The organism is Streptomyces sp. iso_384 (genome assembly GCF_056172905.1).
In genome coordinates this window covers 1,965,552-1,978,321 of the sequence record NZ_JBWBTT010000001.1, presented here as the reverse complement: position 1 = coordinate 1,978,321, position 12,770 = coordinate 1,965,552, and the positions used below count along the sequence as shown (strand labels likewise).

Here is a 12,770-nt window from a genome sequence, read left to right as displayed (position 1 = left end):
CGGACGTCGTCCCGGCACCCCTTCGGCCTGCTCTCCCCGCTGTCCTGCTTTCCCGCTGTCTATTCGCCGCCTGCGGCCTTCCCGGCCGGCACGGGCTCCGGATCGGCCTCGGGTTCCGCGCGTTCCGCAGGTTCCGCGGGTGGCTGCTCCACGGCTTCCGCTTCCGCCGCCGCATCCCGCTCCCCGGCCACCAGCCTGCGCGGCCCCGACAGCAGATACGTCAGCCCGAAGCCCAGCGATACGACCAGGGCGCCGCCGGCCGCGTCGAGTACCCAGTGGTTGGCCGTGGCCACGATCGCGGCGATCGTGAAGAGCGGGTGCAGCAGGCCCAGCGCCTTCATCCACAGCTTCGGGGCCAGCATCACGATCACCACACCGCACCACAGCGACCAGCCGAAGTGCAGTGACGGCATCGCCGCGTACTGGTTGGTGACCGTGGTCAGCGTCCCGTAGTCGGGCTTCGCGAAGTCCTGCACCCCGTGGACGGTGTCGATGAAGCCGAGGCCGGGCATGAGCCGGGGCGGGGCCAGCGGGTAGAGCCAGAAGCCGACGAGCGCGAGCAGGGTGGCGAAGCCGATGGACGAGCGGACCCAGCGGTAGTCGGCGGGGCGGCGCACATACAGCACGCCGAGGATCGTCAGCGGGACGATGAAGTGGAACGTGGAGTAGTAGTAGTCGAAGAACTCACGCAGCCAGGTGATCTGGACGACCGTGTGGTTGACCCAGTGCTCGATGTCGATGTGCAGCCACTGCTCGATGGCGTGGATCTGCCGGCCGTGCTCCTCGGCGAGCGGGCGGCCCGCCCGGGCGGCGAGGCGGACCTGGGCGTAGGCGTCGTAGACGACCCGGATGAGCAGGAGTTCCAGCAGCAGGTTGGGGCGGGTGAGGACCCGGCGCCAGAACGGCAGGAGCGGCACGCGTCTCCAGCGCGCGGCGACCGGTTTCGCGTAGTCGGTGGGGACCGGGTGCTGCCAGTACGGCGAGGTGCGGGGCAGGAACGGGGCGAGGCAGGCCGCGCCGAGCGCCACGAGGAGCAGCACGTTGTCGCGTACGGGGAAGAGCGGTTCGAGGTTCGGCAGCAGCATCGTGCCCGGCAGGGTGACGACCAGCAACACCACGGACGGCCAGACCAGCCGGTCGGAGGCCCGCTTGCCGACCCTGCCGACGACCGCGAGGAGCACCCAGAGCAGTTGGTGCTGCCAGGCGGTCGGCGAGACGGCGACCACGACGCAGCCGGTCACGGCGACCGCGAGGAGCAGCTGCCCGTCCTGGGCGTACCGCACCGCGCGCCGCAGGCCGACGGCCACGACGGCGGCGGCGAGCACCAGGAAGAGGACGATCTCCAGCGGCCCTTCGAGGCCGAGCCGGAGCAGCGCACCGTGCAGCGACTGGTTGGCCAGGCTGTCCGGCCGCTCGCCCAGCCCCGCGCCCGCGAGATGGTGCACCCAGTACGTCCATGAGTCCTTCGGCCCCGCGAGCCACGCGACGGCCGTGGCGAGGGCGAAGGCCGCACCCGCGCTCACCGACGCCTGCCGCCTGCCGGTCAGCCAGAGCAGGGCGGCGAACAGGAGCAGCACCGGCTGGAAGGCGGCGGCCAGGCCCACGAGGACACCCGCCGCACGGTGCTCCCGGACGACGAAACAGGCCAGCAGCACCAGCAGGACGGGCAGGATGCTGGTCTGGCCCAGGTGCAGGGCATTGCGGACCGGCAACGACAGCATGAACAGGCTGATCGCGACGGGGGCCGCGAGCAGGGCCGTCCGGCGGCCCACCGGTGCGGGCAGGGCGCGGGCCGCGACGATGCCGAGGGCGACGACGAGCAGCAGCGACCCGAACGTCCACACGACGCCCAGGGTCTGCTGGGCCGAGGAGGTGAGCGGTTTCAGGACCAGTCCGGCGAAGGGCGTCCCGGTGAACCGGCCGCCGTCGTACAGCGAGCCCGTCAGCTGCAGGACCCCGTTCTCCCCGATCCAGGCCTCCAGGTCGAGCAGCCGTTCCCCCGGTGGCTGCCGGAGCACCACCGCCACCTGCCGTACCGCCAGCGCGGCCGCGACCAGCCAGAGCAGGGCACGGGTCAGCCCGGTCCTCGCTCCCGCGTCCGCCGCCGCGTCACCGCGCACACTGTGATCCGCATTCACCACGCTGCGCCGACCCTCCCACCGTTCCATGCACCGCCCCTTCGATTGGAGGCGATGCCGGATGAAGCCTCGCATTGCCCTACGAGGTAGACACAATCAACCCCCTCTTTGCCTGACTGTCATCCTGCTGCGGTCCGGAAGAAGTCGTTCGCGGGGATGAGAAGGCGCCGAAGGCCTCAGGCGTTCGGGTCGGCGGCGGGGGCGTCCGCCTGCCAGGCGGTGAACAGCGGTACGTCCTCGGATCCGGCGAGCACGACGACGCCGAACGGGCGGTCGAAGGCGATGTGGTGCACCCGCTGCGGCCGGGGGGCGGCGCCCGCCGGCGCCATGGCGACCACCGTCACGGCGGCGGTCTCCACCCCTTCCTCGGCGATCTTCAGCACGGCCTCCTGGACCACGTCGGAGATGGTGAGCGGTTCGGGCGAGAGGCCGGAGAAGTCCGCGTCGTCGGAGGTGGCCAGCCGGACACCGAGGGCGGGCAGCTGCCGGGTGACGGCCACCCGGGTGCGCAGCGCGAGCCTCGGCAGCCCGATGGTCACCCGGTCGGTGTCCAGCGGAGCGCCCGCGGCCCGGGGCGCCCAGCCCGCGGGCAGCACCCGGCCGGCCCCGGCACCCGGCTCCCCGAGGACGAGGCGGACCCGGGCCCCGGGGCGGCCGTCCGGTTCCGGTGCGCAGCGGAGCTCGACGACGTACGCTCCGCCGACCGTCCAGGCGTCGGACAGCGGCACGTACGCGAACATGGTCGGCACCGAGGCGACCGCCCGGGCCGCATCCGTGAACGGCAGGTCCTGGGTCCGCCAGGCTTCGAACGGCTTCTCCCAGCGGGCCTTCAGCGCCAGCACGTTGACCAGTGCGAGGAGGATCTCGTCGGTGATCTCCAGCGGCAGCCGGTCGATCAGCCCTCCGGTGGCCTCGCGCACCCAGGCGTCGACGGCCGCCGGGTCCATCGGGCCGAAGCGGACGTCCGGCAGCGCCTCCCGGTACGCGCGCAGCACGGGCACCCGGCTCCAGACCCGGGTGGCCACGCCCAGCGCCCCGGTCTCCACCAGCTCGCGGGCCACCGCCGTGACGACCGGCGCGGCCTCCCGGTCCGCGGTGCCGAGGAGGGCCCGCAGCTCGGCGGCGGTCGCGCCGCGCGCACCGGCGGCCACGGCGGCCAGGGCGAGCCACAGCCCGGCGGGCGAGCACACGAAGCCGGTGCCCGGCTCCGTACGGTTGCGGTCGCCGCGGCCCTCTCCTGTCGTGGCGGCGGCCATGCCGTCACGTATCCAGCGCTCGGCCAGGTGCTGAATCGCTCCGGTGGTGGATCCCGTGGATGCCGTGGATCCCGTGGATGCCGTGGATCCCGTGGATCCCGTGGCCACATCCGTCACTGCTGCCCCCTGCATATGAATGGTGTCGTCATTCGGCCGTGCGGCGGCAAGAATGCCCCGCATGACCTGGACCGTGACCGCCGAACGATACGACTCCCCCGACGCGAGCGCACTGCGCCGGGACTACTACGACGAGGTGGCGAGCCGCTACTGGCAGCGGCCCGCCACCGCCGAGGAGATCGCCGACGGACTCGCCGACGACGGCGCCGACCTGCTCGCACCGCCGACCGGGCAGTTCGTCGTCGGCCGGTACGGGAGCAAGGCCGCGAGCTGTGCCGGGGTGGTGCTGACGGAGGCGGCCGGGCCGGGTACGGCGGAGCTGACGCGGGTGTACGTGCGGCCGGCGTTCCGGGGCACGGGCGGCGGCGGGCTGCTGCTGGCCGCGGTGGAGGAGGCGGCGAGGTCGTACGGCGTACGGCTGCTGCGGCTGGACACCCGCAACGACCTGGTCGAGGCGCGCGGGCTGTACACGAAGCACGGGTACCGGGAGGTGCCGGCGTTCCACCGCCGCACCCCGTACGCGGAGCACTGGTTCGCCAAGGAGCTGTGACCCGGCCCGCCGTGATGCCGGACCGTGCCGCCGCGGGTCAGGCGGGCGGGTGCGGGCGGCCGTGGTCGTCCTGGTCGTCGAGGGCCCGGCGGTGGGCCTCGCGCTCGTCGCGGCGCAGGTGGGCCTCGTGGTCGCGGGGAGGTGTCGGGGAGTGGGGGCGCTCCCTGGTCGAGCCGCTGACCTCGGCGGTCAGTTCGCTGACGAGTTTGACCAGGTCGGTGGGGCGTTCGGGGCCCCACCAGTCGCCGAGGAGCTCGGCGAGGGAGTCCTCGCGGGCCTGGGAGAGGTGGACGACGGCCTCGGCGCCCGCGTCGGTGAGGATCATCTGCAGGCCCTCCCGGCGGGCCAGTCCGCGTTCCTCGACCTGCCGGGCCGCATCGGTGATCACATGCAGCGGTACGGGAGCGGTCTCGGCGAGCCGGGCGGGTTCGACGGTGCCGTGCCTCTTGATCCGCAGGAGCAGCCAGCTGGCCGCGGGCAGCAGGTCGTACCCGGCCCGCGCGGTGATCTTCTCGTAGATCTCGCGGCGGCCCTCCCGGGTGGCGAGCACCGACAGCGCGCGGGCGCACTCGTCGTACGAGGAGCGCTCGACGGGGTTGGAGGCGAGGGTCTGGCCGGCGTCGGGGGCGGTCACCGAGCCCCGGAGCTTGTCCTCGCGGAGGAACCAGGCGAGGACGAAGGCCAGGAGGACGACCGGGGCGGCGTACAGGAAGACGTCCGTGATGGAGGTCGAGTACGCGCCGAGGACGCCGGGCCGCAGGTCGGCGGGGAGCTGTCCGATGGCCCGGGGGTCGGCGGCCAGCCGCCCCGCGTCGACGCCCGGCGGCAGCGACTGTCCGGCGAGCGCGTCCGTGAGCTGGCCGGTCAGCCGGTTGGCGAAGATGGTCCCGAAGATGGCCACGCCGAACGCGGAGCCGATGGACCGGAAGAACGTGGCGCCGGAGGTGGCGACGCCGAGGTCCTGGTACGACACGGAGTTCTGGGCGACCAGGACGAGAACCTGCATCACCAGGCCGAGACCGGCGCCGAAGACGAAGAAGTAGGCGCTCATCAGCCAGGTGGAGCTGTTCTGGTCGAGGTTGTGCAGCAGCAGGAGGCCGACGGCGGTGAGGGCCGTGCCCGCGATCGGGAAGACCTTCCAGCGGCCGGTCCGGCTGACGATCTGGCCGGAGCCGGTAGAGGTGATCAGCAGGCCGAACACCATCGGCAGCATGTGCACGCCGGACATCGTCGGGGTGATGTCGTGGACCACCTGGAGGAAGGTCGGCAGGTAGGTCATCGCGCCGAACATGGCGAAGCCGATGACGAAGCTGATCACGGCGACGAGGCTGAAGGTGCGGATCCGGAACAGTTTCAGGGGCAGGACGGGTTCGACCGCGCGCCGCTCGACGGCGACGAACGCCACGAGCAGGACGACGGCGAGCCCCGCGAGCGCGATGATCTGCGGGGAGCTCCAGGCCCAGGTCGTACCGCCGAGGGAGGCGACGAGCACCAGGGCGGTGGCGACGGACGCGATGAGGAAGGTGCCGAGGTAGTCGATGATGTGCTTCTCGCGGCGGACCGGGATGTGCAGGACGGCCGCGATGACGACCAGCGCGACGACGCCGATCGGCAGGTTGATGTAGAACACCCAGCGCCAGCTGAGGTGCTCGGTGAAGAAGCCGCCGAGGAGCGGTCCGAGGACGCTCGTCACACCGAAGACCGCGCCGAAGAGTCCTTGGTACTTGCCGCGTTCACGCGGCGTGACGAGGTCGCCGACGATCGCCATCGACAGCACCATGAGCCCGCCGCCGCCGAGCCCCTGGAGTGCGCGGAATCCGATCAGCTGGGGCATGTTCTGGGCGATTCCGCAGAGCGCGGAGCCGATCAGGAAGATCACGATCGCGGTCTGGAAGAGCTTCTTGCGGCCGTACTGGTCGCCGAGCTTGCCCCACAGCGGGGTCGCCGCGGTGGCCGCCAGCAGATAGGCGGTCACCACCCAGGACAGGTGGTCGAGTCCGCCCAGCTCACTGACGATCGTCGGGAGCGCCGTGGAGACGATGGTCTGGTCGAGTGCCGCGAGCAGCATGCCGAGGAGCAGCGCCCCGATCGCCACCAGGACGCTCCGGTGGGACTGTCCCTCACCGGGGGCCGGGGGTGGCGGGCTCGGCTGCTGGGCCATGGGCGTCGTCTCCTCGATCCGCTGGACGCACGGATCCGGTCCGGTCCGATCCGCTACACCCCCATCCTGGACGTTTCGTTCTGTTATGGCCTGTTATGTACTGCCGAGGGCGGGCCGAGCCCCGGCAGCCCGTTGGGCTTCCCCGGGGCGGGCTGCATAATCGCAGGCAGCTCAAGGGGAGGGGACCCACGATGACCGGACACGCATGCCCGGAGTGCGGAAGACGGACGGCCGGGGAGCCCGGCACGGAGCACCGGGTGCCGTGCCGGTGCGGCGCGAGCGCGGATCCCGCGCCGCTCACGGGGGACGAACAGCGGGCCGCCCGTACGGCGGAGATCGCCGCGGCCGAGGACTTCGACCCGCTGCGCATCCGGCCGTACGTGACGCTGACGGACCTCGACGCGAGGGCGGGCGGGGGTGGACCTGACGGCCTCGCGGAGTCCGGGGGTTCCGCCGCTTCCGGCGTTCCGGGGGCGGCGGCGTCTGCGGGCGTCCCGGGTTCTCCGGGGGCCGCGGAGACCACGATGCCGCTGTTCCTGGGCGACGACGGCCCGGGCGTAGGCACGGGCACGGGCACGAGTGCGAGAGCGGCTGCCGGGCCGGGGAGCCGCAGACGTTCCGCGGGCGCGGAGCCGGTCTTCGCTCCCGACCCCGTGCAGCCGCGCCGCAGGCGACCCTTCGGAGCTCTCGCCGTGGGGGCGGCCGTGGCCGCGGTGGTCGGTACGGCGGCCTTCGCCGGCGGGCTGTTCGGCGGCGACGACAGCCGGGACGAGGCGCTGCCGGAGGCCACCACGAGCGTCCCGGACGCCGAGGACGAACCGGCCGCGTCGGTCGCCCCGTCGCCCTCCGCGTCGGCCGCTCCGTCCCGCACCCCGTCCACCTCGGCCACTGAGTCCGCCTCACCGTCCGCGTCCGCCTCGCCGACGAGGAGCCAGGAGCCCACCCCGACCGCCACCGCGTCCGCCTCGCCGACGGCGAGCGCATCGGCCACCCCGGACGGCGGTGGCGGCGCGTCCCCGGCCCCGCCGTCCGAGGCCCCGCCCGCCGAACTGGCCGGCCCCTCACTGCGGCCCGGCGACCGGGGCCCGGAGGTCGCCGAGCTGCAGAACCGGCTCATGGAGGTGTGGCTCTACTCGGGCCCGTCCGACGCGAACTACAACGACCGGGTGGAGAACGCCGTGGTGATCTACCAGTCGTACAAGGCGATCCAGGGCGACCCGGCGGGCGTGTACGGGCCGAACACCCGGCGCGCGCTGGAGGCGGAGACGAGTGGACGCGGACGCCGCTGAGCGCGGACGCCGGGCGGGGGGATTGGCGTTCCGGGTGCGGTTTTTGTATCGTGGTGGAACAAAGTAGCTCCCGCCCGCACTCCCTGACCGGCGGGCGGGGGTTGCTCTGGTACGGGACACGCATGCGGAACACCTCGTACCGCACACCCACGTACCGCACCGCCTTCACGGCCCGCGCACGCCCCGCCCCACGGCACGGCACCCGGGCCGTTCGTACACCTCCCCGCGTTCTGGAGCAGCCGATGCCGGCCACCGTCCTCACCGCACAAGCCCTCCTTCTCGACATGGACGGCACCCTCGTGAACTCCGACGCGGTGGTGGAGCGCTGCTGGCGGCAATGGGCGGTCGAGCACGGGCTGGACCCCGAGGCCGCGTTCAAGGTGGTGCACGGCCGGCAGGGGTACGCCACGATGGCCGTGCTGCTCCCGGACCGCCCGGTGGAGGAGAACCACGCGGACAACCGGCGGATGCTCGCCCAGGAGACCGCCGACGTCGAGGGCGTCGTGCCGATCGGCGGCGCGCCCGCGTTCATGGCCGCGATCGCCGGGCTGCCGCACGCACTGGTGACCTCCGCCGACGCCGCGCTCGCCACGGCCCGGATGGGTGCGGCCGCGCTGCCGATGCCCGCCGTCCGCGTCACCGCCGAGCAGGTCGGCGCCAGCAAGCCGGACCCCGAGGGCTTCCTCAAGGGCGCGGCGGAGCTGGGCTTCGACGCGGCGGACTGCATCGTGTTCGAGGACTCCGAGGCGGGCATCGCGGCGGGCCGTGCGGCGGGCATGCGCGTCGTGGGCGTCGGCCCGCGCGCGGCGGCCCTCGCCCCGGACGCGCATGTCGAGGACCTGACGCAGGTACGGGTGGAGGCGGCCGAGGACGGCTCGATCCGCCTGCACATCAACGAGGCCTGAGACTCACCCGGTCCGGGCCGGGCCGTTGCCCCGGCCCGGCATTCAGTCCCGGTGCAGCAGCCCGCATGCGACCAGTTCCAGGACCGTCGCGACGGCCACGACCTGGACCGCCATCAGCGCCACCAGGACGAACAGCTGCACGGCGCCCGCCTCCACGGGTGAGGCGCCGCCCAGCAGCATGCCCACGAACGCCCCCGGCAGCGTGACCAGCCCGACCGTCCGGGTCTGATTCGAGCCCGGGCAGCAACGCGTCCGACGCCGCCGGCCGCGCGATCTCCAGCCTGGCGTCCCGGTCGAGCAGCCCGAGGGCCATGCCCGCCTCCACCTCGCCGCGCCGGGCGGTGAGTTCGTCCAGGGCGCGCCGTCCGGCGAGCACGGTCGCGGTGAGCGCCCCGCCGATGAGGATGCCCGCCACCGGAATGAGCGCCGGGCCCCGGACCGGCACGAGCCCGGTGAGCAGCAGCGCCCCCACCACGGGAAGAAAACGCTCACCCCGATCGGCACGGCCGTCCAGCGCCAGGTGCGGTTGCCGGTGATCCGGCGTCCGGCGGTCCACACCGCCACGGCGAACATCAGCGCCACGAACCCGAGAAGCGGCGCCAGGGACCGGACCACCCAGCCGATGAGCAGGGAGACCGCGGCGAGTTGGGCCGCCGCCCGCACCCCGGCGACGAGAATCTCCGCGACCGGCCCAGCGAGGCCCACGCGGCGACGGCGGCGGCAAGGACCAGCAGGACGGCGAGGACGACGCCGAGCGTGAGGGAGACCGGAAGCAGCACGCGGCAACGACAGGGCGAGCCGCACCCACCCCGGCCCCGCCACCGCCCGGCCGCCCCGCGCGTCCCGGGCAGGTGGCCACGGACTCATCTCGCAAGGCCCGGGAGGCGTAACCGCGAACCCGCCCTGCGAGCTCCGGGCGCCCCGGATTCCCCGCACGCCCCGGGCACCCCGGCCTCCTCGCAAGCCCCGGGGGGGCGTACCCGCGGACCCGTACGCCCCCGCCCCTCGATCCAGCCCCCGACACCACCCGGACAAACCACCCGTGACGGATCCGCGCGCTCCCGCGATCCGTCACTCCCCTTGCACACCCCTTGATGTGACGTGCACATGTCGCCACTCTGTTACCTGACGCCCACCCCACAGAAACCTGGCGTCGCCACGATGGCCGGGCCTCACCACCGCCCGCCCACGCACCCCCCACGTCAAGGGAGTTCGCATGTCCGGTATCTACGCGCGTCGCCTCTCCGTCGTCGCGGCAACCGCCGCACTCGCCGCCTCGTCCGCCCTGCTCGCCGCCCCCAACGCCCAGGCCGCCATGCCCACCCCGGTCAGCGCGGCGACCGCACGCACCTACCTCGGCCAGCTCACCGTCGGCGCCGAGGGCTCGTCCAGCGGCTACAGCCGCGACAAGTTCCCGCACTGGATCACCCAGTCGGGGGCCTGCAACACCCGTGAGGTCGTCCTCAAGCGCGACGGCACCAACGTCCAGCAGAACTCCTCCTGCGCCGCGGTCAGCGGCAGCTGGTACTCGCCCTACGACGGCGCGACCTGGAGCGCCGCGTCCGACGTGGACATCGACCACATGGTCCCGCTCGCCGAGGCCTGGCGCTCCGGCGCGAGCAGCTGGACCACCGCCCAACGCCAGGCGTTCGCCAACGACCTGACCCGCCCCCAGCTCATCGCGGTCACCGACAACGTGAACCAGTCCAAGGGCGACAAGGACCCGGCCGAGTGGATGCCGCCGAGCTCCTCGTACAAGTGCACCTACGTCCGCGCCTGGGTCCACGTCAAGAAGCACTACAACCTGCGCGTGGACTCCGCCGAGAAGAGCGCCCTGCAGTCCGCCCTGAACGGCTGCTGACCCACCCGACGCCCCGGAACCCGTGCGCCCCGCCCCCTCGTTCTGTACGTTACGGAGCCGGTCCACGGAGCCCGTCCGTGACGGCGGCGCGAGGAGACATCACATGGCCGGACTGCGCCTGGGGCCACTGCTGCGGTACGTCGACTGGGAGACCGGGTCCACCGCGACCGTATGGGTCGAGGCGAGCCGTCCGTGCACCGTGGAGGTCCGGTGCGCGGACGGCGCCTCGGGGTCGTCGCCGACCTTCGCGGTGGCCGGGCACCACTACGCCCTGGTGGTGGTGACGGGTCTGACCCCCGGCTCCACCACGGCGTACGAGGTACTGATCGGCTCCCGGCGCGTCTGGCCGCCCGACGACGCCCGCCTCCCGCCGAGCACCATCACCACACCACCGGTGGCGACGGTGTCAACCATGGCTACGACTGCAGCCACAGCGTCGGCAGGCGGCACCGAGGGGGCCGGCGCCGAACCGCCCGGCGTGCGGATCTCGTTCGGGTCGTGCCGCTGGGCCGCCGCTCCCGGCGGCGGGCACGACCCCGTGGGGCCGGACGCCCTGGTCACGCTGGCCGCCCGGCTCGCGGCGGACCCGGCGGCCGAGCGGCCCGACGTGCTGCTGCTCCTGGGCGACCAGGTGTACGCGGACGAGACCTCGGCGGCGACCCGGCGCAGGCTCGCCGCCCGCCGGGATCTGCGCGAGCCGCCGGGCGCGGAGATCGCGGACTACGAGGAGTACACCTACCTCTACGACGAATCGTGGCGCGACCCGGAAGTGCGCTGGCTGCTCTCCACCGTGCCCAGCTGCATGATCTTCGACGATCACGATGTCATCGACGACTGGAACACCAGCGCCGCGTGGCAGCGGGACATGCGCGCCACACCCTGGTGGCACGAACGGATCGTCAGCGGACTGATGTCGTACTGGGTCCACCAGCATCTGGGCAATCTCTCCCCCGCCGAGCTGGCCGCCGACCCCGTGTACGCGGCGGTCAGGGCCTCACCCGACGGCACCGAGGCGCTGCGCCGCTTCGCCGCCGAGACCGACGCGGATCCCGCCCGGACCCGGTGGAGCTACCGGCGTGTTTTCGGCCGAGTACGGCTGGTGATGGTCGACACCCGCGCGGCCCGGGTCCTGGCCGAGGAACAGCGGGCGATGCTCGACGCCGAGGAGGCCGGCTGGCTGCGGGAAGCGGTCCTGGGCGACCCGACTTCGTACGATCATCTGCTCATCGGCAGCTCGTTGCCGTGGCTGCTGCCGCCGCTCGTCCATGACGCGGAGCGCTGGAACGCCGCCCTGTGCGCGGGCGTACGCGGGCGACGCTGGGCGCGGTTCGGCGAGAAGGTGCGCCGCGCGTCCGACCTGGAGCACTGGGCCGCCTTCCCGGAATCCTTCGACCGGTTCACGGAGTTGCTGCGGGAGGCGGGAAGCGGTCCGGACGCCCCGGCGACGGTATGCGTCCTCTCGGGCGATGTGCACCACGCCTACATCGCCGAACCCCGGTGGCCGGACACCGAGCCCCGCCGACCGGACACCGGGCCCGGCCCCGGAACCGACTCCACCGCCGACTCCGGGGCCGCCCCGGCCTCCCGCGTCCTCCAGCTGACCTGCTCCCCCGTGCACAACTCGATCCCGCGATCCATCCGGACGGGCTTCCGATTCGGCTGGAGCCGGGCGGGCCGGTGGCTCGGCCGGGCCCTGGCCCGCCACGGCCGCACGGGAGCGTCGCCGGTGACCTGGGGCAGGGCAGGTGGGCCGTGGTTCGGTAACCAGCTCATGACGCTTACGTTGCTTGGCCGGAAGTCTGCGCTGACATTGGTGCAGGCCACAGCAGACAGAGAAGGGGCCCAGCTAGAGACGGTTCTTGAGCGTTCACTCACCCCTCAGGGTGAGGCAGTTTCCAGCCACTCGACGGAATGTTGAAGTTGCAAGCACTGGTGAGGTTTCCCTAACCTGAGGCGCTCGGTCGGTTCACGTCCCCACCACAACCGAAGGAGCCCACCCCCCATGCTCATCCGCTTGAACCAGGCACAGCCCTACGCGCTCAGCCTCTTCCGCTTCGTCGTCGGCCTGCTCTTCGCCTTCCACGGCGCCGCCACGCTCTTCGGAGTGCTGGGCGGCAACCAGGCGGAGACCGGCGCCTGGCCCGTCTGGTACGCCGCCCTGATCCAGCTGGTCTGCGGTTCCCTGGTCGCCCTGGGCCTCGGCACCCGTGCCGCGGCCTTCCTCGCCTCGGGATCGATGGCGTACGCGTACTTCAAGGTGCACCAGCCCGAGGCGTTCCTGCCGATCCAGAACGGCGGTGAGGCACCGGCGATGTTCTGCTGGGCGTTCCTGCTGCTGGTCTTCACCGGCCCGGGAGCCGTCGCCCTGGACCGCTTCTTCGGATCGCGTGGCACCACGGCCACCGCCGAGGACCCGGCCCGGCGCGAGCAGGCCCCGGCCGTCCCGGCCTGACCGGCGGTCCGCCCACCCGCCCCTCTCCCGGAGTCCCGCGT

The 12,770-nt window shown here is 73.0% G+C and carries 9 protein-coding genes and 1 pseudogene; 6 read left to right on the top strand and 4 right to left on the bottom strand.

The genetic code is table 11. The features are described 5' to 3' along the window. Positions 1–59: 59 nt before the first annotated feature. Both AC0VY3_RS08585 and AC0VY3_RS08580 read right to left on the bottom strand, forming a co-directional pair. Positions 60–2,168, bottom strand: coding sequence for a bifunctional glycosyltransferase 87/phosphatase PAP2 family protein (locus AC0VY3_RS08585; RefSeq protein WP_475549329.1), 2,109 nt, complete (start codon positions 2,166–2,168; stop codon positions 60–62). 146 nt (positions 2,169–2,314) lie between these two features. Continuing rightward, on the bottom strand, positions 2,315–3,526 hold the full coding sequence (locus AC0VY3_RS08580; RefSeq protein ID WP_475551653.1) for a serpin family protein: 1,212 nt from the start codon (positions 3,524–3,526) through the stop codon (positions 2,315–2,317). Positions 3,527–3,572: 46 nt separating this feature from the next. Here AC0VY3_RS08580 and AC0VY3_RS08575 point away from each other — a divergent pair, with 46 nt between their 5' ends. Further along, positions 3,573–4,061: a GNAT family N-acetyltransferase gene (locus tag AC0VY3_RS08575; RefSeq protein WP_103511660.1), complete on the top strand. Its 489-nt coding sequence runs from the start codon at positions 3,573–3,575 to the stop codon at positions 4,059–4,061. Between the two features lie 37 nt (positions 4,062–4,098). Here AC0VY3_RS08575 and AC0VY3_RS08570 read toward each other — a convergent pair whose 3' ends face one another. Next, entirely contained in the window at positions 4,099–6,222 is a 2,124-nt protein-coding gene (locus tag AC0VY3_RS08570; RefSeq protein ID WP_103511661.1) for an MDR family MFS transporter, read from the bottom strand. Between the two features lie 191 nt (positions 6,223–6,413). Between AC0VY3_RS08570 and AC0VY3_RS08565 the strand changes: the two genes are divergently transcribed. Together AC0VY3_RS08565 and AC0VY3_RS08560 are read left to right on the top strand one after the other, a co-directional pair. Beyond that, positions 6,414–7,511 carry a peptidoglycan-binding domain-containing protein gene (locus AC0VY3_RS08565; RefSeq protein ID WP_181011046.1) on the top strand — a complete coding sequence of 366 codons (1,098 nt, stop codon included), beginning with the start codon at positions 6,414–6,416 and terminating at the stop codon, positions 7,509–7,511. A gap of 242 nt (positions 7,512–7,753) precedes the next feature. Then, a complete protein-coding gene (locus tag AC0VY3_RS08560) occupies positions 7,754–8,416 on the top strand; it encodes an HAD-IA family hydrolase (RefSeq protein ID WP_475549328.1) in 663 nt (220 codons plus the stop codon). 42 nt (positions 8,417–8,458) lie between these two features. Here AC0VY3_RS08560 and AC0VY3_RS08555 read toward each other — a convergent pair. Beyond that, positions 8,459–9,195: pseudogene (locus tag AC0VY3_RS08555) on the bottom strand (ABC transporter permease). Between the two features lie 437 nt (positions 9,196–9,632). Between AC0VY3_RS08555 and AC0VY3_RS08550 the strand changes: the two are divergent. From AC0VY3_RS08550 to AC0VY3_RS08540, 3 genes are all read left to right on the top strand, one after another. Then, positions 9,633–10,277, top strand: coding sequence for an HNH endonuclease family protein (locus AC0VY3_RS08550; RefSeq protein ID WP_103511664.1), 645 nt, complete (start codon positions 9,633–9,635; stop codon positions 10,275–10,277). Between the two features lie 103 nt (positions 10,278–10,380). Continuing rightward, entirely contained in the window at positions 10,381–12,195 is a 1,815-nt protein-coding gene (locus AC0VY3_RS08545; RefSeq protein ID WP_103511665.1) for an alkaline phosphatase D family protein, read from the top strand. Between the two features lie 84 nt (positions 12,196–12,279). Next, positions 12,280–12,729 carry a DoxX family protein gene (locus AC0VY3_RS08540; protein ID WP_103511666.1) on the top strand — a complete coding sequence of 150 codons (450 nt, stop codon included), beginning with the start codon at positions 12,280–12,282 and terminating at the stop codon, positions 12,727–12,729. Positions 12,730–12,770: the final 41 nt, after the last annotated feature.

Bases quoted from the DNA above. Each gene is read 5' to 3' on its own strand.
- AC0VY3_RS08585 (WP_475549329.1), bottom strand. From the start codon at position 2,168: ATGGAACGGTGGGAGGGTCGGCGCAGCGTGGTGAATGCGGATCACAGT.
- AC0VY3_RS08580 (WP_475551653.1), bottom strand. From the start codon at position 3,526: ATGCAGGGGGCAGCAGTGACGGATGTGGCCACGGGATCCACGGGATCC.
- AC0VY3_RS08575 (WP_103511660.1), top strand. From the start codon at position 3,573: ATGACCTGGACCGTGACCGCCGAACGATACGACTCCCCCGACGCGAGC.
- AC0VY3_RS08570 (WP_103511661.1), bottom strand. From the start codon at position 6,222: ATGGCCCAGCAGCCGAGCCCGCCACCCCCGGCCCCCGGTGAGGGACAG.
- AC0VY3_RS08565 (WP_181011046.1), top strand. From the start codon at position 6,414: ATGACCGGACACGCATGCCCGGAGTGCGGAAGACGGACGGCCGGGGAG.
- AC0VY3_RS08560 (WP_475549328.1), top strand. From the start codon at position 7,754: ATGCCGGCCACCGTCCTCACCGCACAAGCCCTCCTTCTCGACATGGAC.
- AC0VY3_RS08550 (WP_103511664.1), top strand. From the start codon at position 9,633: ATGTCCGGTATCTACGCGCGTCGCCTCTCCGTCGTCGCGGCAACCGCC.
- AC0VY3_RS08545 (WP_103511665.1), top strand. From the start codon at position 10,381: ATGGCCGGACTGCGCCTGGGGCCACTGCTGCGGTACGTCGACTGGGAG.
- AC0VY3_RS08540 (WP_103511666.1), top strand. From the start codon at position 12,280: ATGCTCATCCGCTTGAACCAGGCACAGCCCTACGCGCTCAGCCTCTTC.